13 protein-coding genes and 1 pseudogene are annotated in these 22700 nt (G+C 40.8%); 10 read left to right on the forward strand and 4 right to left on the reverse strand.

Going from position 1 to position 22700, the window contains the following annotated elements; all coding sequences use genetic code 11:
• Positions 1-89: 89 nt before the first annotated feature.
• Both QT990_RS03245 and QT990_RS03250 read right to left on the reverse strand, forming a co-directional pair.
• A complete protein-coding gene (locus QT990_RS03245; RefSeq protein WP_333311058.1) occupies positions 90-1394 on the reverse strand; it encodes an aspartate aminotransferase family protein in 1305 nt (434 codons plus the stop codon).
• 225 nt (positions 1395-1619) lie between these two features.
• On the reverse strand, positions 1620-2657 hold the full coding sequence (locus QT990_RS03250; protein ID WP_333144869.1) for an adenosine deaminase: 1038 nt from the start codon (positions 2655-2657) through the stop codon (positions 1620-1622).
• Between the two features lie 399 nt (positions 2658-3056).
• On the opposite strand from QT990_RS03250, the gene QT990_RS03255 reads away from it, so the two are divergent.
• The 10 genes from QT990_RS03255 (at position 3057) to QT990_RS03300 (ending at position 19169) form a co-directional block, all read left to right on the forward strand.
• Positions 3057-4397 (forward strand): adenylosuccinate synthase, encoded by a 1341-nt coding sequence (locus QT990_RS03255; RefSeq protein ID WP_333464908.1) that lies wholly within the window; start codon positions 3057-3059, stop codon positions 4395-4397.
• 299 nt (positions 4398-4696) lie between these two features.
• Positions 4697-5068 (forward strand): hypothetical protein, encoded by a 372-nt coding sequence (locus QT990_RS03260; RefSeq protein WP_333464909.1) that lies wholly within the window; start codon positions 4697-4699, stop codon positions 5066-5068.
• A gap of 37 nt (positions 5069-5105) precedes the next feature.
• Positions 5106-5474 (forward strand): hypothetical protein, encoded by a 369-nt coding sequence (locus QT990_RS03265; protein WP_333057107.1) that lies wholly within the window; start codon positions 5106-5108, stop codon positions 5472-5474.
• A gap of 192 nt (positions 5475-5666) precedes the next feature.
• A complete protein-coding gene (locus tag QT990_RS03270) occupies positions 5667-6269 on the forward strand; it encodes a 50S ribosomal protein L25/general stress protein Ctc (protein ID WP_333144865.1) in 603 nt (200 codons plus the stop codon).
• A gap of 395 nt (positions 6270-6664) precedes the next feature.
• Positions 6665-7006, forward strand: a complete 342-nt coding sequence (locus QT990_RS03275; RefSeq protein WP_333144863.1) for a hypothetical protein — start codon at positions 6665-6667, stop codon at positions 7004-7006.
• A 26-nt stretch (positions 7007-7032) separates the two neighbouring features.
• Entirely contained in the window at positions 7033-11856 is a 4824-nt protein-coding gene (locus tag QT990_RS03280; protein WP_333464910.1) for a tetratricopeptide repeat protein, read from the forward strand.
• Positions 11857-12025: 169 nt separating this feature from the next.
• Positions 12026-13021 (forward strand): STELLO glycosyltransferase family protein, encoded by a 996-nt coding sequence (locus QT990_RS03285; protein WP_333464911.1) that lies wholly within the window; start codon positions 12026-12028, stop codon positions 13019-13021.
• 64 nt (positions 13022-13085) lie between these two features.
• Positions 13086-16337 carry a tetratricopeptide repeat protein gene (locus tag QT990_RS03290; protein WP_333464912.1) on the forward strand — a complete coding sequence of 1084 codons (3252 nt, stop codon included), beginning with the start codon at positions 13086-13088 and terminating at the stop codon, positions 16335-16337.
• Between the two features lie 11 nt (positions 16338-16348).
• Positions 16349-18322 carry a galactose-binding domain-containing protein gene (locus QT990_RS03295; protein WP_333464913.1) on the forward strand — a complete coding sequence of 658 codons (1974 nt, stop codon included), beginning with the start codon at positions 16349-16351 and terminating at the stop codon, positions 18320-18322.
• Between the two features lie 136 nt (positions 18323-18458).
• Positions 18459-19169 (forward strand): class I SAM-dependent methyltransferase, encoded by a 711-nt coding sequence (locus QT990_RS03300; RefSeq protein ID WP_333464914.1) that lies wholly within the window; start codon positions 18459-18461, stop codon positions 19167-19169.
• Between the two features lie 98 nt (positions 19170-19267).
• On the opposite strand, the gene QT990_RS03305 is transcribed toward QT990_RS03300, so the two are convergent.
• Both QT990_RS03305 and QT990_RS03310 read right to left on the reverse strand, forming a co-directional pair.
• A complete protein-coding gene (locus QT990_RS03305; protein ID WP_333464915.1) occupies positions 19268-21613 on the reverse strand; it encodes a glycosyltransferase in 2346 nt (781 codons plus the stop codon).
• A gap of 138 nt (positions 21614-21751) precedes the next feature.
• A pseudogene (locus QT990_RS03310) lies at positions 21752-22700 on the reverse strand (hypothetical protein); the annotation flags it as partial.

Raw genomic sequence — 22700 nt, forward strand, 5'->3', positions numbered from 1 at the left:
ATTTTGTGGAACAGGCATCTTGCCTGTTAATTTTGTGGAACAGGCATCTTGCCTGTTAAGAGAGAATGGTGCAAAATCTCCTTTTAATCCTACTCCATCTCCTGCAAAACCCCAGTCAAAATTTCCACAATGCGATCGATATGTTCCTTCTCAATAATCAACGGTGGCGACAAAGCAATAATATCACCCGTAGTCCGAATTAGCAACCCTTTTTCATAGCACTGCAAGAAACAATCAAAAGCCCGTTTCCCCGGCTTCCCAGCAATAGATTCCAACTCAATACCCGCCACCAGTCCCAGATTGCGGACATCAATTACGTGCCGCACCCCCTTCAAAGAATGCACCGCATCTTCCCAGTAACCAGCCATCTTATCGGCTCGTTCAAATAACCTTTCTTCCTCATAAATATCCAGCGTCGCCAAAGCAGCCGCACAAGCCAGAGGATGACCAGAATAAGTATAACCGTGAAACAACTCGATCGCATTTTCAGGAGCATTCATAAAAGCATCATAAATGCCTTCTTTCACAAACACCGCCCCCATCGGCACCGTACCGTTAGTTATCCCTTTCGCCGCCGTCACAATATCGGGAACCACCCCAAAATATTCCGTAGCAAAACTAGAGCCTAGCCGCCCGAATCCGGTAATTACCTCATCAAAAATTAGCAGGATTCCGTATTTGTCGCAAATCGCCCGCAGTCGCTCCAAATAACCTTTCGGCGGAATCAAAACACCTGTAGAACCAGCCACCGGTTCCACAATTACCGCTGCAATATTAGACGCATCGTGCAAAGCGACAATCCGCTCCAATTCATCCGCCAAATGCGCTCCCCATTCCGGTTGTTTGCGGCTGAAAGCATTGTGTTCGAGATTGTGAGTGTGAGGCAAATGATCGACTCCCGTTAGCAAACTGCCAAAAAATTTGCGGTTTGTACCGATACCGCCGACAGAAATTCCCCCAAAACCAACGCCGTGATAGCCGCGTTCCCTGCCGATTAATCGTTGGCGAGTTCCTTCACCTTTTACCCGGTGATAAGCAATGGCAATTTTTAACGCTGTTTCTACAGATTCCGAACCCGAATTAGTAAAGAAAACGCGATCGAAATTGCCCGGAATCATCTTTACCAAACGTTCCGCCAATTCAAAAGCACCCGGATGTCCCATCTGAAAAGCCGGAGAGTAATCCAAACGCAAAACCTGCTGTTTAACTGCTTCGGCAATTGTCTCGCGGGCGTGCCCTGCATTGACGCACCACAGCCCCGCAGTACCATCCAAAATTGAGCGGTTATCATCGCTTGTAAAGTGCATATCTTTTGCCGAAACCAATATTCGCGGATTCGCTTTAAATTGTCGGTTGGCGGTGAACGGCATCCAGTAAGCGTCCATATTTGTCATGTTTTTTTATCCTTTTATATTGATGCTTCTGCTTCCCAAATATAACTCAATACGGTTCCGATCAAACGGCGGTTGAAACCGCGTCTATACAAACAAAACCCGCCGACGCGGGTTGAAGATCGGAGGGCGGTTGAAATTACCTTATTTTCTTCAGTCCGCGGAGGCGGACTTCCTTTGTGTAGACACGGTTTCAACCGCCGTCTCATCTTAATTCACGATCGCATCTTAATTCACGATCGCACCGACAGACTCATGCTGCAACAAACCGGTCAGCATTTTCACAGGCCGCTCCCCGTAGGGCCAGGCGAAAGCATGGCGGAAAGCTGCATCTTGACACGCTTGCAATTGCCGAAAATCAATGATATCCAAAGTTAACAAATTCTCGTACTCGAAAGGCAGCCGCACGTTGTGCAATCCCGCGTTGTCGGTACAAATGGCAATATCGACACCAGCTTCAAAACATCGATCGAACACAACCTTCAATTCGCGCATATCCTGCAACGTCCCCGTTTTGAGATAGGTAGTTGGGCAAACCTCCAAGCATTGACCCCTGCGCGCGACTTCTGGCAGCAGTTCGGGATATTTTAACGGAATTTGAATCCCGTGGCCGATACGCATCAGATAGGGCAGAAGTTCGGGATAACAGCCAGAGGTAGTTTCGTAGAGGTGGCCGGTAGTTTTGATGCCGATCGACCTCGCGTACTGGTACAATCCGACAAACTCATCCAAACGATCGCCTATACAATCATCGCCGCCAGCAAGATCGATCGCACAAACATATTCTCCCATCCCGGCCGCCAAATCTACGATCGCCCGATTCACTTCATAAGGCAAACGCGAGTGCATACACAAAATTTGGCTGGTAACAATCGGACAATCGCTAATTTGACTTGCCTTGCCCACAACCTGTACAATTTCTGCCATCAAATCAATGCGTTCTGACTGATTCAAATGTTCTGGAGTCCGCAAATAAGGCGTATAGCGCAACTCCAAATAAGCCAGATTTTCAAACACGTAAGCGCCCCGCATCAACCGATAGATGAAATAAGGCAACGTCTCAACAGTTTGAACGCTTTCTACCAGCGTGTGCAGTTCCAAATACTCATTGAGAGTATTGCGCGGACGAGTGTAAAACTCCTCAAACTCCGAGTATTTCGGAAATCGATTAACCATCTCAGCATTGTGGCGATCGAAATACCGCCACAGCACCCTAGGAACGACAGAACCACCCAGATGGCGGTGCAACTCAGCGTGTAAAGTCATGCGATTTTAGATTTTAGATTTTAGATTTTAGATTGAAAGAATTGAAGGATTGAAGAATTGAAGGATTGAAGAATTGAAGGATTGAAGAATTTGTAATTTAGTCCTATACGCATCAGTGGTCAGAAACCGGGTTTTCCCAAATACTAGCCAACAACCTCCAGCCGGTAAACTCTTCCACATTTAAGCTGCACATGGGATTCCCCTAAAAACTCGTCAAATCCTCACCCATTCTTCCCCTCTCCTACTCTCCCTTCCCAGTCCCCCGATAGGGCTGGAAGTTGGTTTTTGAGAGCAATACAGCCTCAAGTCTCTCAATTGTAACAAAAATTTATTTGACATTTCGGACGCATTCGTACATAATCGGAGATTGTGTCAACCTGAACAGAACGCGAGAAACCCTTGGCTAACGTAGTTGTAATCGGCGCCCAGTGGGGCGATGAAGGAAAAGGCAAAATTACCGATTTGCTCAGCAAATCCGCAGATATCGTTGTCCGCTACCAAGGGGGCGTCAACGCGGGTCACACCGTGGTAGTCAACGGTCAGACTTTCAAGCTGCACTTAATTCCGTCTGGGATTCTCTACCCTGATAAAGAGTGTATTATCGGCTGTGGCACGGTCATCGACCCTAAAGTTTTAATTGCAGAGTTAGATCAGCTAGAGGCACTGAATATTTCGACAGCCTCCCTGATGATTTCGGAGACGGCTCACGTAACGATGCCCTATCATCGATTAATTGATGTAGCATCGGAAACGCAGCGGGGAAATTATAAAATCGGGACGACGGGACGCGGCATCGGCCCTACTTACGCCGACAAGTCGGAACGTACCGGCATTCGGATGCTCGATTTAATGGACTTGGATGGGTTGCAAGAACAATTGGAATGGACGATTAATTGTAAAAATGTCCTTCTCGAAAAACTCTACAATTTGCCGCCTTTAAATCCGCAAGACGTAATTGATGAATATCGAGTTTATGCCGAACGTTTGCGGCCGCACGTAGTTGATAGTTCCCTGAAGATTTATGAGGGACTTCACAAGCGGAAAAATATTCTGTTTGAAGGCGCGCAAGGCACTTTATTAGACTTAGACCACGGCACTTATCCTTACGTTACTTCCAGCAATCCCATCGCTGGCGGTGCTTGTGTGGGAACCGGAGTCGGCCCAACAGCGATCGATCGCGTAATTGGTGTAGCAAAAGCTTATACAACCCGCGTCGGCGAAGGCCCCTTCCCTACCGAAATGGTAGATGGAATAGGAGCAGTTTTGGGCGAGAGAGGTGCAGAATTCGGCACGACAACCGGTAGGAAACGCCGCTGCGGTTGGTTCGACGCAGTAATCGGCCGCTACGCAGTCCGCATCAACGGCCTTGACTGTCTGGCAATTACCAAACTAGATGTGTTGGATGAATTAGAAGAAATAAAAGTTTGCGTTGCTTACGAAATTGACGGCGAAAAATGTGTTGATTTCCCGAAAAGTTCCCGGATATTTGCTCGGTGCCAACCTATTTACGAAACCCTTCCCGGTTGGAAACAGTCTACGGAAGAGTGCCGGAATTTGGAAGATTTACCGCCGCAAGCATTGAATTATCTGAAGTTTTTGGCAGATTTGATGGAAGTGCCGATCGCGATCGTTTCTCTCGGTGCCAGCCGCGACCAAACTATTATTGTAGAAGACCCGATTCACGGCCCGAAACGCGCTTTGCTCTCTGCTGACGGTACGCCTGTAGCAGCACACTCGTAATCATTGGTCTAAACTTAACGTCAAACCCAGTCAGAGACTGCTGTTTGACTATTAAATCTAGATCCCCCTGGCGCCAAGGGCGGGCACGGGGGCACCGCCCCTACGAAGGGGGGGACAAGACTCTTCTCAAAGTCAACCCCTAGTCCCCTTATTAATGGGGAGTAGGGGGTATGCGAGGGGGATCTAGACTACAATAAAAGTGAGATTTATCAAAGATTTTAGCCTTAAGTTGACACTAATGACTTGTAATATTTTCCCGAAAGTAAGTTGTTAAATCAGGAAGGTCAAGAGGAAAGCTAATGTTAGATTTTATTTTTTATGCCTTCAAAACCGAACTGTCACCACACTATGTCGAAATGTCTGAAGAGGTTTACGAGTGGTTGGCAAAATCAGAATTTTCCAAAATTGGCAAATCAGTTCCCAGAAATATTTTGATACATGAAGAAGAGGAGAAGCTACCTGTAGTTGAGTTAGATCGAGATATTCGCCAGAAGCTCAGAAATTTTTTCCGAGATGCAATTATCTGCGAAAGCGATACCGTCCTCACCAAGCTGGGAGATTCCCCTCTCAAAGAAGAATATCAAGCAGCAACCTACCGTTTGAGGAAATTGCTGGACTTGCTAAAATGTGTTGAAAACGAAGATTATCAGTATCTTCAGCGAGTCGTTTGAACGAGTTTCTCGATGTTTAGTAGCAGGAGTAATCCCAATGTTTGACATCAGTTTTTATTCAGCAAATGGTGAACCGTCCGATAGTGTAAGAATAACAGCAGCTACTTACGAATGGTTAGCAAAATCAGCATTTTCAAAAATAGGTGGCGAATCAGTCGAAACCCAAATTTACCTAGATGAAGAAAATGTAATTCTGCCTCTAGTTGAATTAAATCAAGATATTCGCCAGCAGTTCAAGAAAATTTTCAGCGAAGCAATCATCAGTGAAAGCGATGCAGTTCTTACTAAGCTGGGTGATTCCCCTTCAAAAGAAGAGTATCAATCAGGAACGTACCGTCTCAGAAAAATGCTGGAATTGCTGAAGTGTGTGGAAAACGAAAATTATCAATACCTTCAGCGAATTTAATCGGGACTTACGCAACTGGTTCAATTCGTAGGGTGCGTCAGTTGATAAGACCTAAATTTTTTGTCATAAACTCAATACTGACGCACCATACAAGCTAGTTAAAGTGTGACCGTTGACCTGAGTCTGATTAATGTTCGATCGCAATATCACAAGTCTGGTAAAATGTGAAAACAATCAACAGAAAGTCAGAAAATGGAACTCGCAGTAGAATGTCAAAAGCGGGCAGAAGGCAGCAAACCTAACGCCCTCCGCCGCTCTGGATTGATTCCCGCCGTCCTCTACGGGCACAAAGGCTCTGAATCCATTTCCCTTACCATCAAAGCCAAAACAGTTGAACACCTGCTCAAAAAGCACGTAGTCAACAATACCCTAATTGACCTCAGCATTCCCGACCTCTCTTGGAGCGGAAAAACCTTGCTCCGGGAAGTTCAAGTTCATCCTTGGAAGGGCTATCCTTACCACCTGAGCTTTTTCTCCGTCGCAACTCAAGACAGTCTGGAAGTTGAAGTGTCGCTGAATTTTGTCGGCGAACCCGTCGGCGTCAAGTTAGAAGGCGGCATTTTGGATACTGTACTGACGCAACTCGCAGTTAAGTGCAAACCTGACAGCATTCCTGAAGCAATTGAAGTAGATATTTCTCATTTAAAGGTTGGGGATGCGCTGCACATTCACGAATTAGTTTTGCCTGCAGGAGTGGTAGCTCTCGGCGAACCAGATCAGGTGGTTGTTAGCGTGCTGGGAATTCAAGCAGGTTCTGAAGCCGAAGACGCAGAAGCAGACGCAGCAGCAGCTTAATTAGTAATTGCTAATAGTTGTTAACTAATGGTTGCAAAAAAAGGGCGATCGCTTTCTCCCAAAAGGGCGATCGTTTTTTGCTAAAAAGGCTATTCTAATTTGGGTTCGATCGCACATCTTGCACCATTGTCAATTAGCCTTTTATGAACAGGCAAGATGCCTGTTCCACAAATAGTGAATGACTTTCTTGTGGGGAGTAGGGGTTGGGCTCCTAGCCCGGCGCTAAAAAGCCTATAGAAAAGGGTGCAATCTCCCTTGCCCCGTCCACAAGAAAGCATCTTACAACTGAGATGTTGCACTATTCTCAATTTCTTGTGGAACAGGCAAGATGCCTGTTCCACAAGAAAATTCATCTCTTGTGGAACGGGCATCTTGCCCGTTTAGGAACAGGCAAGATGCCTGTTCCACAAGAAAATTCATCTCTTGTGGAACGGGCATCTTGCCCGTTCTTGAGAATGGTGCAAGATGTGAGTTACAAGCAAGAACCGGCAGTGTTTACTTTTCTTTACAACACGGGCGATCGACTCTTTAGCTACAAAAGTCTGGACTGGCGCGCAAATCCGCCAGAAACCGTACTGATTCTTACATATTTAGCCGTAAAATCAAAAAATCAGCCGACAATTCCGGTTCCTCGCCAGCACCGAGAGTCAAAAAAATTAAGAATTGGGGGAACAAGCCCGCTACTCTTAGTGTCAAACGCGAGTATAATTGTGAAACGTTTTGACTACCCTATTTAATTCCTGCCTCTGGAGCCGCCGCCCATATGCCATCAACAGTGAATACAGAATCAACAGCGGTTCAATTTAACCAACAGGGAGAAACATACTTATCCCAAGGAAAAATAGAAGAAGCGATCGCCTCCTGCGAGCAAGCTTTGAAGATTCACCCCAATTTTGCACCAGCTTACAAGACTTTGGGCAACGCGCTGCAAGCTCAAGGCAGGATGGAAGAGGCGCGGCACTGGTACGCTAAAGCGATTGAAATAGAACCGAATTTTGCGGAAGTATATGCGAATTTGGGCAGCCTGGGCGCGCAGCAGCAAAAATGGCAGGAGGCGATCGGATTTTATCAAAAGGCGATCGCGATTAAGCCGAATTTCGCGGGAGTGTACCGGAATTTAGCCAAAGTATTCGGACAAATTGGAAAAGCGGAAGAAGCCCAGCAGTGCTGGTATCAAGCATTTAGTTTGGAACCGGAAAAAGTAGCGCCGGGGGAACACTTGAATATGGGCGACGCTTTTTTTCGGCAGGAAAAATTCCCCGAAGCGATCGCCTGTTACGATCGCGCCATAAAATTAAATCCTAATGTGGCTACTGCTTACCAAAATTTGGGCGAAGCGCTCAAAAAACAAGGCAAGTTAGAGGAAGCGACAGCATATTATCGCAAAGCTATTGAACTGAACGCAGCTAATGCGAGAAACGGCAGCGAGGGACAGGAAACTTTGGCGGGTGCAAATGGAACAAACGGTGCAGTTAAGCAACAGCCTTCTGTAACCGCAGTCAAGCCACCAGTGCAGCAGGCAGTGCAGCAGGCAGTTAAGCCGCCAGTTCAGCAGGCAGTTAATTCTACAATTAATATAGAAGATCCAGAAGCATACAAAATATTGGCAGAAGGCTATTTTGCTCAGGGTAAATTGGAACAGGCGATCGCAGCTTGCAAGAAGGCGCTACAAATTAAGCCGGAAGCGCCGCTTTACAAAATGCTGGGCAACGCCCTGCAAGCTGGCGGCAAAATTGAGGAAGCTAAAAGTTGCTATGTCAAAGCAATAGAAATTAACCCTAATTTTGCCGAAGCTTACGCTAATTACGGCAGCATTTGCGCGCAGCAGGAACAGTGGCAGCAAGCGGTTTCTGCTTACGAAAAGGCGATCGCGCTGAAACCGGATTTTGCAGGTGCTTTCCGCAATTTTGCGAAACTTTTGACGCAGTTAGGCAAGTCGGAGGAGGCGGCTGAGGCTTGGTATCGGGCTTTTGCGATAGACCCCAAATCCGGCACGGCTGAGGAACACGAGAATTTAGCCAAAACTTTGATCGAGCAAGGTAAGGTAGATAAGGGAATTGAGTGTTACCGGCGCGCGGTTGAGTTGAATCCAAATGCGGGCGCAGCTTATCACGAATTAGGCGAAATTCTTAAGGGGCAAGAACAGTGGGAAGCGGCGGTAGATGCTTACACTAATGCCATTAGAAACAATCCCGATCTTTCTTGGTCGCACAACAATTTAGCTGAGTCGCTGGTCAAGTTGGAACGCTGGGAGGAAGCTGTAAATGCTTACCGCAAGGCGATCGAATTAAATCCTGATTTTAGCTGGTCTCACAACAATTTAGCCGATGTGTTGCTGAAGCTGGAACGGTGGGAAGAAGCTGTAGAGTCTTACCGGAAAGCAACAGAGTTAAATCCTGATTTCAGTTGGTCGCACAACTATTTAGCAGACGCGCTGATTAAACTGGGAAGGTGGGAGGAGGCAATTTCGGCTTACCAAAGGTCGATCGAACTCAATCCCGACCATTTTTGGGCGCACAACAATTTAGCAGAAGCGCTGGTGAATTTGGAACGTTGGGATGAGGCAGTTGTTGCGTACCGGCGTGCTAACGAAGTTAATCCAAATTTCTTCTGGTCGCAGAGCAAATTAGGCGACGTGTTGCTAGAAATGGAAAGGTGGGAGGAGGCGATCGATGTTTACCGACGCGCGGCCGAGTTGAATCCTGATTTTCCGTGGACTTATTACAACATGGGAACGGCTTTTGAGAACCTGGAACGGTGGGATGAGTCGATCGCCGCTTACCGCCGCGCTGCGGAAATTCAGGCGGATTTGCCGTGGCTTTCGCAAAAGTTGGCTGATGCTTTGAGGATGCGATCGCAGTGGGATTTGCAGGAGGCGATGCGTTTGTATCGGCGGGCGATTCAGGATAATCGTGATGACGTGCAGTTGTATCACAAGGCCCTGGAGATTGCGCCGAATGATGCTGACCTTTATGTTGAGTTGGCTAATGCTTTGGGAAGGAAGGGTTGGGCTGATGGGGCGATCGTCTTTTATCAGATGGCGTTGCAGATTCGGCCTGATGACAAGGCTATTTCTGCGCTGTTAGAAGAGGTAGTGGAAAAAAAAAAGGGGGTAAGTAACGCCATTGCCTCTCCTCCAGCCAATTCCCCCATTGAAAGTTTGCTATTAGATTCGTATACATCAATATATGAACGAGCAGAATCTTCGGTGAAATTTGGACAATGGAGAGAGGCGATTATTTGCTACATCAGAGCATTTCAACTTCATCCCGATCTGCAACATACAGACTGGGTTCAGCGTAATTTAGGTTCTGCACTAAAGGATGGATCGAACTTACAAAGATTACTTAATTTAAAATCGGCTCCATCTTACCTCAAGTTAACTGTCATAGTCCCAATTTTCAATGCTTATGAATATACTAAAAGGTGTTTAGATTCTTTATTTAAGCACACCAGTAGTCAGTATAATGTTCTCTTGATTGATGATGCTAGTCCAGATACAAGAGTCAGAGAATTGACGCAGCAAATAGCCGCTAGATATTCTCATGTCCGGTTAATTAGAAATCAAGAGAATTTAGGTTTTGTCAAGAGTTGCAATCTCGCTTTTCAAGCAACCGCAGGAGAGGATGTTGTTTTACTTAATAGTGACACTGTAGTTACTAATAATTGGCTCAATAAGATGATCGCGGCTGCTTATTCAGATGCTAAAGTTGCCACAGTGACACCTTTGACTAATAATGGCACGATCTGTTCAGTACCAGTTTGGCTAGAAGAAAATGAGATACCGGCAGATCACACTATTGAGAGTTTTGCGGAATTGATAGATAATATTTCTTACAAATGTTATCCTACCATTCCTACTGGTGTAGGATTTTGTATGTACATTAAGCGAGAAGTATTAGATCAAGTTGGTTATTTTGATGATGTTCATTTTGGCAAAGGATATGGAGAAGAAAATGATTTGTGTTGTCGTGCTACTGTAGCGGGATATATTCATATTATTGATGACGCTACTTTTGTTTATCATGCAGGAGGTAAGTCTTTTGGTCCAGAAAAACAAAACATTATCAATAACAATTTACAACAGCTTGCCCAGCTACATCCAACCTATTTAGGCAACGTTGCTGCTTTTATCGAAAACAAGGCTGTTCAAGATATTATTAGCAATATTCAACTCCATCTTCGGTTGTCGGAGCTTAAACGTTTATCGCCGATCTGTTTTATACTACATAATGATACGGAACTACCTCTTAATCATAACTTGGGAGGGACTGAATATCACTGTTCTGAGTTAGTTGCAATAATCAAGCAAAATCGACCAGTTTATACCTTTTATGGTACTGCCAGATCCACAGTCATGTTCAATATTTTTTTCCAAGATGAAGAATTTAGATTTGAGTTTCCTTGTCAATCTCTCTCTAGTCGTCCCTTTTTGGCTGAACAAAGCTTATCAGAATTATTTATCGCCTTAATGAATTATTTTGAACCTCAAATAATTCACATTCACCATTTGATTAATTTACCGATAGTCGATCTTGCATTTGGGTTGAAAAGTTTAAAAATTCCCTACATTATTTCTACCCATGACTATTACTTTATTTGTCCTAGTCATAATCTTTTGGACTTACATAAATCTTTTTGTTTTGAATATAAAAGTGAATCTTATTGTCAAAAATGTATTCATTCTTTATTTAATGAAGGAGAAAATATCAAGCAGGAATGGTCTAGTCTTTGTCTAGAATTAATGTTGGGAGCATCTGCAATTATTTCTCCTTCAGATACGGCTAAATCTTATATGATTAGAGAATATCCACAACTCAGCAACAAAATCCAAGTTATTCGTCACGGAGTTCAGCCACAATCTCAACTAGACAAGTTAAAGATTAGCCAAGAAAATGGTCATCATTCCCCTCGTCACAGTCCCCCTATTAGAGTAGCTTTTGTTGGTACAATGCACCTCATTAAAGGATTGAATGTGGTTATTAACTTATTGCAAAAAGTTTGGGCGAATCCACAGATAAAGGAACTGTTTTCTTTTGAATTTTATGGCCCAATAGATAACTCGCAAATTGATGACTATCTGATGTCTTTGATTAGGCAAAATACTAAAATATATGATGCTTATTCTCGCCAAGATTTACCAAAATTATTGAAAAATGTTGATGTTGTTATGCTTCCCGTGATTTGGGCTGAAACTTATAGTTTGGTATTAGATGAAGTTCTGTCACTGGGAATCCCTGTTATTACCACTCCTTTAGGTGCCAATGCTGAAAGGGTTAAAAAGTATGGCGTAGGATGGGTTAGCAACTCTTGTTCTGCTGAAGACCTACTGGAAATTTTAATTTTCTTAGCTCAGAACCCTGTGGAACTAAATAATATTAAATCTAGTCTTGATAATTATCCCCTAGTCTCTTACGAAAGTATGACTCAAGAATATCAGAAAGAGTATAAAAAAATTATGGCAGTTCCAGTTGAAGATTATCAAGGAACCAACAACGATCAAGCTAGATTTAAGGGGTCAATATTTATGGCTTATTTAAAGGCAAAATGGATAGTTTCTAATTTTATACTTTCCAGAGGGGGGTAATACTAAAAAAATAACATTTTTGGGAAATAAGCTTGACATTAAGATTCACAAAAGACTATCATTAGTCTGATGATTATTATATATGATCTCGTCTCACCCCAAAGACTCCAGTTATCCTATATCTGAGAGTATTCGACAACTAAACTAAGTAAAACCCCAAATAACTTCCATGAATTTTTTAGTCATAACAACGATTCAATCTCCAACACCAGCCCTGTTCAAATACAGAGACCTACTCCTAGAATTAGGGTGGAGGATCGTAGTGGTTGGCGATCAAAAAAGTCCTCCGACATTTGATTTACCAGGAGTTGACTACTTGAACCTAGAAAAACAACAAGAACTTTTTGGTGAATTGGCATCTTTGGTTCCATTAAATCATTATGCTCGTAAGAATTTAGGATATTTATATGCCATCCAGAAAGGCGCGGAAGCGATAGCTGAATCAGACGATGACAATATTCCTTACGATGACAAATATCCTAATTTTTTGCCACCTCAAATTAACACTTCTGTGCTTGAAGTTAAGGATACAGTTAATGTCTATTCTTATTTTACCGAAAAAAAAATCTGGCCTCGTGGCATACCTCTTGATAAAGTGGGGAATTTAGTGTCGGAAGAGCAAATAGTGAAAAAAGAAGTCACTTGCTATCTTCAACAAGGACTCGCTGATTTAGACCCAGATGTAGATGCTATATATAGATTGACTACTGCCCAAGGAGATGTCATATTTGACTCCGACAAAAAACTAGCCCTTGGTTCAGGATGTTATAGTCCTTTCAATACTCAAAATACTCTGTTTTATAAAGAGGCTTTTCCCTTAATGCTTTTGCCTATAAGTGTTCATAGTCGTGTTACTGATATTTGGAGAAGTTACATTGCACAAAAATTATTGTGGTGTATGGATTCATCTGTGTTATTTCTATCCCCTTCAGTTTATCAGCAAAGAAATGAGCATAACTTGTTAAAAGATTTTAAAGATGAAATACCTCTTTACACTCAAGTAAATGATTTAATTAACTTGTTGGAAACTTTTAACTCTGATACAATATCCCCTGGAGGTTTAATGTCAGAATTGTATTCCTTCTTGCGTCAGCACAATTTTCTTGGTGATTTAGATGTTCGCCTCTGTGATTTATGGATTAAGGCAATTAGCAGTTCTCTATAAAACATTCAGAGATATTTGATGCCAAGCACAAAAGTTAACTGGGGATTTTTTGAGAGGTGAATTAATGAGTCAAGCAAACGTAAATCAAGACAAATTATCAACAGAGTCAAGCGAAGTAGAGAGTTTAGGGACTGGTGACTTACAACAAGCTACTTCATCCAAAGAGGTACAAAAGTTATTAGAATTATCGGAGTTAATAGATTTAGGAAATAACTTATTTGAGCAAGAGAAATTTACGCCCGCATTAGATTGTTACGACCAGGTAGTTAAAAAGACTAATGCCATTATAGCCCCAATCTACCATAAGTTAGGAGATATTTACACCAAGCTTGACCAAACAGATGAGGCTATTGCTTCATACCATTATGCTATAGATTTCAAACATGATTTTCTGGCTTGGTCTCATAATAATTTAGCAGATGCTCTTCGCAAAAAACAGCAATGGGAAGAAGCGATCACTCATTATCAGTATGCTATTGAATTAGGTATAGATTTTTTGTGGTCTTACCATCACTTAGGCGAAGCTTTTGCTCAAATACATCAATGGGATGATGCTATAGATGCGTACAATTGTGCAATTAAGATAAACCCAGATTCCCCTTGGTCTCATCATAACTTAGGTAAGGCTCTGAGCGAGAAACAAGAATGGGAATCCGCCATCATCCATTATCAGCGCGCTGTAGAACTAGATCAGACGAGTTATTTATTTAACCACAGCATGGCTGTAGCTTGCTCTCAACAACAGCATTTAGATGAAGCAGTAGTGGCCTATGGCCGTGCCGTTGAAATTAATTCCCATGCCTATGAAGACTATCATAATTTAGTCAAAATACTAATTCAAAAGGGCAATCTTACCAACGCAATTTCTACCTATCGTCAGGCACTTACGATTAATCCCGATTGGGCTAAGGTTGACAAATGGGATTTTTTAGATGATTTGGCGAGTTTAAATTCTCGCGTCATTACGGCCGATCAATTAGGGATAATATCGACAACAACAGTCACAAAAGAATCAGCTACCCAGATAACTAGCGAGTCAAGTAATAAAGGTTTTGTTTTTTATGGACCTTACATCAATTTGGTCGATGGGTTTTACTGGGTCAAGGTTGATTTTTCGTTTCCGGCTAATGAAACTCATCACGACATCTCAACGGATAATCAGCTAGGCTTTAAATTTGATATAGTAACAGAGTTAGGTAAGCGTGTTTGGTATAAAACTGATGTGAGTATCAACCAGGACAAACTGGAACTATTCGTAGAGTTAAATGGTGCTAATGGTACGGAATTTAGATTTGAGGCAGTAGGTGTAGCTTTTACTGTCAAGCAAATTAGGTTGACTTTACTTAACGAATCAAGGGGCAATTTGACTAATGCTTATTATTTGGATTTAGGGGAAATTCTGCAAAATAGAAAAAACTTTAGTGGGGCTATGATAGCCTATCGTTCGGCAATTGAGCGAGGTTTAAATACTAATTCAAATAAGATTATAGAGTGTTATCAGCTATTTTTACAGAATGAGTCATATCAGGCCGAGTCTCATGCCAAGTTGGGATTGTTAATGGTCAAACAATTTGGATTAGAGGCAGTTTTGAACTGTTACCACGAAGCTTTGCATAACCAACCTGAATATGCAGGATCTTATTATCATCTAGGCATACTTTTAGCTGAAGAAAAACTGATGGATGCAGCTTTAGTGTGTTTTGAAAAAGCACCCAATAAACAGTTGAGACAGGGCGATATCTATGAAAGAATATGGCAGGGATTAAACGAGTTAGGACCTTTAGTAGATGAAACAAACTCAATTTATTCTCAAAAAACAAGTCGGGATGCAGCTTATGAATACTTTACCCATAATAGTAAATATACTTGCCTGGATTTATACAGCTTGACGGCATCCGATATAAACTTATTAGAAACCCAAGGATTATCTCTGCCGAATCTCAAACTAATCAACGAAGATACCCCGTTTCTTGAAGAAATATACATTAATAGTTTTGGATGTGAACCAAGATTTGAACTAGCAAAAAAAGTAGAAAAGAAGGATAATTTTTGTTGGCCATCTTTAAATAAAACTACAGATTTTCAGAAAAGTTTAGTAGAAACTGGTTATATTTACTCTGTTTGCCCCGTGACAGGGAAAATACTCAGGTCTAATCAATCTATTGTTTCTATGTCATCTCGGTTTGGTTTAGCAACTTGGGCTTATCGTTTTGTTGGGGATTTAGTTTTTTATATAGTAGTAGGAGGTTGGGATGGGCAGAAATTAGCCGTTTATATTCCCAAACATGAATTGATTGTTAATTTATCCCAGATTTGGATAACTAATAATCGTGATTTCGTTTTGTATAAACAACAGATTAATGCTTTGAAAACGACTCAAGTAGAGTATTGGCCAGAAATAAATCACTATATCTCGAATCAACGTTCAAAAAATGTTGTATCTATTAATGGCACAATTCTTAACTTAGGTCACTACTTCTGGAACGATCTTTCTGGTTTGCTTTACTTACATGAGAATGAAGTTATAGATAAGGTGACTCATTTTTTCGTAGAAAATAGCTATCTAAATAGCAACATTAGCGATATTTTCCCCGAAATTTCGCCAGAGAGAATCACCTTAATTTTAAATGATTCGCAGCGAAATGAGGTGATGAGAAGAATTATTGATGATAACTGTGTGGCTGTGAGAGTAACTAATACAGTCATTACTGAAGAACTGGTAAATAGAATATCTAAAACTGCACGCAAATTATGTACTTCGGATTTTCTTGATGAGGTAGAAAACGCTAGACAACACTTCCCCTTAATCTGGATTAATCTTCGCAGCCATAACAAAGGCTGGATTAATCAAATCGAAGGATATGCTTGTTTGATTAAGGAGATTTATAAAGACTATCCCAACATGGCAGTGCTATTTGACGGACTTCCTCTAGAACAAGATTTGATGGATAAAATAATTAACTTGATTCCCGCTTCTGTTAAAGTGTATAATGGTTTGCATTGTTCTATCCATGAGACAATTATTTGGGCTTTCGCTATTGATACCTATATAGCAGTAGTTGGCTCTGGATTAACTTTGGTGACATGGATAGCTAATAAACCTGGTGTGGCTCATTCGGAACGGGCTCACTTAGGTCAGCAATCTTGGTGGATAGAGGTTAGAGAAAACATGGTATTGCCAACTTTTATCTCTAGCGAGCATATAAAAGATGTTGTCGGGCCAGATGGCAAAACTTTTTATTGTAATTATGATTGTGATTGGCACATCATTTATCAAGAAGTTGTGAAAATAGTAGCTTCGCTAAAAAAAAAGTAAGTAGTAAAATAATGAAAACCCCACCCCTACAAGGAGAATCAATGTCTATGAAAAATAGTGATATGAGCAAGCCATCATTAAATTTTAGTGAAATGGAAAAATTGGGATATCAGATAGAAGTCTTTTCCAGCGATCATAATAGTTCCCACTGGAGAGACTTAAACTGGAGTGAAAATATTTCTTTCACATTTGAGATAGATAAATTTTACAGACTGGGCAATAGTCTAATTCAAATTTTAAATTCTATTTATTTAACTCAAAAATATCAAGGCAAACTCGTTCACCCTGGACATTATTACCTAAAATTAGATGAAGGAGAAATGGACTTTTCCACTTCTCAACAAACTTCTTGGCTGGTTAAAATAAGGGGTGGTTTTTTTACAGTTCCCGAACTAAAAATTACCACCTCCGAAATGCTGAAAATTTTACACAACACAATCTTCAATCTATTTCCCTATATTGAAGATAAAAGTATTGGTGAAAGAACTTTGGTTATACATATTCGATCGGGGGATGTTTTTGATGGTTTTAATATACACCCTTTCTATGTTCAACCTCCTTTAAGTTACTACCAAAAAATCATAGAATATGGTAATTATCAAGATATTGTAGTTGTCACGGAGGCTGATCGACTTAATCCTTGTATTAATGAGTTGTTAATTAGATATAATGCGAGGGTTCAAACCAATTCTTTAGAAGAAGATGTAAACACAATTCTCAGTGCCAAGCATTTAGTAATTGGACAGGGAACATTCGGTAACTTATCAATGATATCACCCAATTTACAAAAATTGTACTGCCCTTTCTTTCTGCATTATTCCCATAATAATCTGTTGTTTCAGATAGCTAAAGAATTACCATATCAAACCATTTTTGCTCGTCTTCCTTTCTATATTTTTCCCAGTCAGAGGAGTAATGAATATGAGTTTGAGGGATGGACAAATTCTGATGAGCAAAGAAAATTTATGTTATTTTATCCCAAAGAAATGATAGAACTAATACCATCACCAGCTTTTGTGAATATAGCCTTAAATAAACCTGCTACACAAAGTTCTGTATATGCTGATTCAAAAGAGAATGATGCTCCCGGTGGGGTTAATGGTGTGAAGAATGGTAAATTTGGATTTCATACAGATATAGAGGGACAGCCTTGGTGGCAGGTGGATTTACAAGACTATTTTCAAATTAAGGATGTTAAGATTTATAATCGTCTTGATTATGGTTACGAAAGGGCTAATACATTAACCGTACTAATTTCTGTAGATGCGGTTGATTGGGAACAGGTTTATACCTACAATCAAACTAAGCCATTTGGTGGTATTACTGGTTCTCCCCTAATAGTTGAAATCAACCGCATAGCAAGATATGTGAAGTTGCAGTTACAAGATAGGAATTACTTACATTTAGACGAAGTTGAAGTGTATGGCTATCAAGTTGATTCAGATAGCATCCCTGAGAAAATGAATATCTCAAGGGAGTCCATTTATTTACACCTTGGTTGCGGTAATCTCGATCACCCAGAATTTATCAATATTGATATACGGCCAGCACCACATATAGACTATGTCCGTGCTATTGATGATCTATCTATTTTTGCCGATGAAAGTGTTGATTTAATTTATGCTTCTCATTGTCTGGAACATTTTTCTCATATTGAGATTCCCCGCATATTAAAGGAATGGCATCGAGTTTTAAAAGTTGATGGTATTCTCAGACTAGCTGTTCCCGATTTGGATTTAATTATCAAAATGTATCACGACCATGGCAATTGTATTGGGGCTATTCTAGGACGATTGATGGGAGGACAAGACTATGAGTTTAACTATCACAAAACAATTTTCAATCAAGCTAGTTTAGAGCATCTTCTATTAGAAGTTGCTAACTTCAAGGAAGTAAGAATGTGGCAACCGGGAACCACTGATCTAACTAATTTTCCCGATTGTTCTCACGATCCAGTTAGTTTGAATATGGAAGCAATTAAATGACATTACTGAAGTTTTTTCTATTTTTGATTAGGGGCCTATTGTTGAGATCACTGGAGTTGTTGCATAATTGCAAATAGTAGCCTCGCGAAAAAATTAGTTAAATACTGAAAAGTCCACCAAAGGAGAATCAATTTCTATGAATAATTCTGTCGATCATATTGGAGTAATGGAGGGAGAATCTGTTCACCCCATTTCTGAAACCCTTGGCAATATAATACCTTACCCACCCGCAAGCCTGTACAATTCTATAGGAGCAGTCAGCTTAGAAAACTTTTTAATTGTGGCTGATGCTTGGACACAGGTAATTAATCTTTACATAGACAAACCTGTTCGAGTTCTTGATATCGGTTGTGGCTGTGGCCGAACCGCCCGATTGTTAGTTCCCAACCAATTAATATTTGAATATACAGGATTTGATCCTATCAAGCCCAATATTGATTGGTGTCAGTCTTATATTTCTCCCCGCTACCCCAAAGCACGCTTTCTGTACTTTAATATTTACTCTAACGAGTATAATCCTAACGGGACTATTCGTGGAGTTGATTTTATTTTTCCTGTTGCTCCAAACACAATCAATATAGCATTTGCTGGTTCTCTGTTTACTCATTTACTGTATGAGGATAGCATGAATTACTTGAAGCAAATTTACCGTTGTCTAATTCCCGGTGGAGTAGGAATTATCAGTATTCATAATGAAACAGATTTAACGAAACAGTTTACTGGTAATGAAAGAAGAATAGATATTGAGGATAACTATTTCATTTCTATGTGCCAGCAAAATGGTTTAAAAATTCGTGAAAGATTTGGTAAGTTATGCGGTCAAGAACTGTTCGTAGTAGAAAAATAATCAAAAGTTAAAGATGCCTGAATTGGCCACTAGCAAATTTCCAAGAAATAACTCCCCAAATTTATTAATTGGGGAGTTTTTTTTACCCCACGTTCAATCTATAGCATCGACAAATTAAATTGTTTGAGGAAGTCATGCCAAGATTGAAAAACATCCGGGGGTATAGCCCGGGCTAAATATTTTTGATGAACATCTGTCCAGGCTTTTTGACCCATAGTTTCTCTCAGTTCTGGCTTAAGTATTAACTCCCTTAACGCATTTGTCCAGTCTTCGGTAGTGCGGCACAAGTAGCCATTTTGACCATGTTGAATTGCCACTTGAAACGGAGTCACATCAGACGCTACAGTTGGTATTGACATAATACCGGCTTCAAAATATTTTAGTTCACTCTTGCACTCTGTAAATTCATTGTTTTGTTCTAATGGTGCTAGGTTAATGTCGATTCTTCTGTATAATTTAGGTAGTTCCTGCCATTCTCTGTAAGGCTCGATATCAATTCGATGCTTAAATTGATCAAAACTATCGGGAATATCCAACAGTCCTACTATCATCAAACGAACTTGAGGAAACTCTGACATGATCTTTAAGAGGGCATTCCCGCACTCGGTAAAATCTTTCTGATGAGTTTTTGTCCCACTAAAGTAAGCGATGCGAAGGAAACCATCTTCTATTTTTTCCATCACACGAGCCTGCATCGCTAACTTTTCCATTTCATAACTCATCAAGTTACGGGAAACTAGGATGGGTTTATTTGGCAGATAATTGATTAACTCTGAGCCTAACTTTTCTGTAGTGACGAGCGCCCCATCACATATAGACAAAGCTTGCTTGCATCTCTTAACTTCATCTTTGTACATAATCTTTTCTTCGATACTCATACTGCGATAAGCATCATTATGTTCTAGTTTGAAAGGATCGAACACTAAATCATCTGTACTATATAGCACCTTAGTTCCACCTTGGCGAGCCGCTAAGACAAATTGCTCAAATTCATTAGTGTGAGCCTGTCTGTGGGCAATTACTATGTTGTATTGATTTTTCAAGATATCTTCGTAGGGAAATACATCAGGTGGGAAGGTATCAACACTAAAACCCATATTTCTTAATAACTCAGCTTGATGTAAAACTCGATACCAGTAGGAGCCAGCAGGACAATCACTGATCATACCAATTCTGATACCAGTAGTTTGATTAATTTGGGCAGATTCTAAAGATATTAGATTGGTATAGTTGGTCAAATCTAATTCGACAGGAATACGACATATTTTGGCATTAACTAAAAACTGAATATACCAAGTAGTATTAGCTGCATCATCGGGTAAGGATATGTAATCGTGGACTCCGACAACATGGTGAATTGGATAAGCTACTACCACATCAGGACGTGGAGTAGTGTTGAGTAGCTTGATAAATGTGCCAGAATCGTTACAAAAAGCTGGTTGTCCGAGCAAATTCTCTTTGAGAGTGGCGATCCAACATGAGAGCAGAATATCACGGGTATTAATTTGGTCACTAGGTTTTGGTGAATCAAAGCAGTAATCAAATAAATTATGGTTTTGGGAAATTTCTTCTGAATTGGGCCGCCTAGATTGTTCTATAGTAGTACATACACTTTGGAGCCATAGTTGAGAATTATCCAGTTGTTTTTTCACTCGTTCGATCAACGACAACTCAGATGACTCAGGACATGGTTCCTGTTTTGGGAAAGTTTTTATTGTTTCTGATGGTTGAGATGCTTTGATAGGTGAGATTTCCTGTTTGGGTACGGATACCTCTAACTTTCTCAAAATACAAATAAATTCTTCTTCATTTTTTTGGATCAACTCAATATCAAAAGGCAAGTTTAATTTTTGCTGGCAATAAAGCAATAATTCTATAAAACTGCTTTGTTCCCATACATGAAAATGAATGCTATAATCTATCCCTAGTAAATGTTGTACCCGTTCTTCCACTTCCTTTTCAGGAGCTTTTTGTACTAGGTTAACCCACTCTTCATAATGGCCTTTTTTTGACCACTCTGGGCCGTCGGTATAATCACGAATTAGATGGTCTAATGGAGTCAAGGGTCGATCGCGATCAAATGTATATCTTTTATCAGGTACAGCCATATAAATAATGCCGCCTGATTTTAGCACTCTCAAATTTTGTTTAATTGTGCCGATGGGATTTTGACAATGCTCGATCGTATGATTGGCAATAACAAAATCTAAGCTACCATCAGCAATAGAAGACAAGGTTTCGCCATCATCAATAATATCAACATCAACTAATTGGTGTTGGGCTAATTCTGGATAATGTCTTCTCAATTCCGATACGGGTAGTCTGTCCAAATAACGGACTCTGGCTGTTTGGGGAACAGGTAGTGGCCCGTGTAACGCCCCCACCTCTATGCCATCTCCGGATATATATTGTTGAGCAATGCGATCTCTAATGTTTAAACTCATGGGACTATTCTCCTAATGGGTATGTTTGTGAACAATAATACAGTCTAGACTATCAATACTTTCGCCGATGTGCCAAATATGGGCTTGAGAACCCAATCACGATGCAGGGGTGAACGGTGTTCTCCCTTTTGAGCTATTTTACCTTACCTTGGATAGGATGGATTGACGAGTCAACTGCTGCCATTCTGACATTCCTAGCAATTGGCTCGAATCAAACCCAGAGCCATTCTCTGACGAAAAGTTGGCAAAACTTTCCAGCCAGTTAACCATAGTCTCAGTCCGGGATAATGGTGTATGTTGGAGGGATTGTTGTAATAATTTAACCATTTGGCGATAATCACCATGCTGATAGGCATACCATGCCTCCCAAACTAGCAGTCTATATTGTGTTTGCTTAGGTGAGTTGGTATTATCGCTAGCTAAGAAACGCTCGAATCGTAATCTATATAATTGTTTTTGATTTTGGTCAACTTCAGACTGTTTTTGGTGCAATTGAGACTCTAGTTTTGCCAAATTGAAGGTCATATTCGTTGATTCAGCTTGTTGGGAATTTAGTTTTTCTTTTAAGTGCTGTTTTTCCGCATGCAACGCTGCGATTTGTTGGTGAAATTGACTTAACATAGTTTCTTTTACTTGCACTCTCTCATGAAGGTTCTCCACAAGTTTTTTTAGTTCGTCTATATAAGTAGTTGACTTATTTAATAACTCCTCTTTTGTTTCCGTTAACTGTTTATATTCAGCCAATTCCTCTTGAGTTTTTTGTAATTGTGTTTGATACTCTACCAAGATGGTTTCAGTTTGGCGCAGTTGAGTTTGTGACTGCTCTAACAAACTTAATAGTTGATTGTTTTCTTCTTGTTGACTAAGCAATTGAGCTTGTGAGTTTTCTAAGTCCGAGCGAGATTGCTGTAACTGCTGGTTAGATTCTTCTACTACAGCTTCAGTTTGGCGGAGTTGAGTTTGTGACTGCTCTAACAAACTTAATAGTTGATTTTTTTCTTCTTGTTGATTAAGCAATTGAGCTTGTGAGTTTTCTAAGTCCGAGCGAGATTGCTGTAACTGCTGGTTAGATTCTTCTACTACAGCT

Source organism: Microcoleus sp. T3_B1, assembly GCF_036700445.1.
In the GTDB taxonomy this organism is placed as follows: Bacteria; Cyanobacteriota; Cyanobacteriia; order Cyanobacteriales; family Microcoleaceae; genus Microcoleus.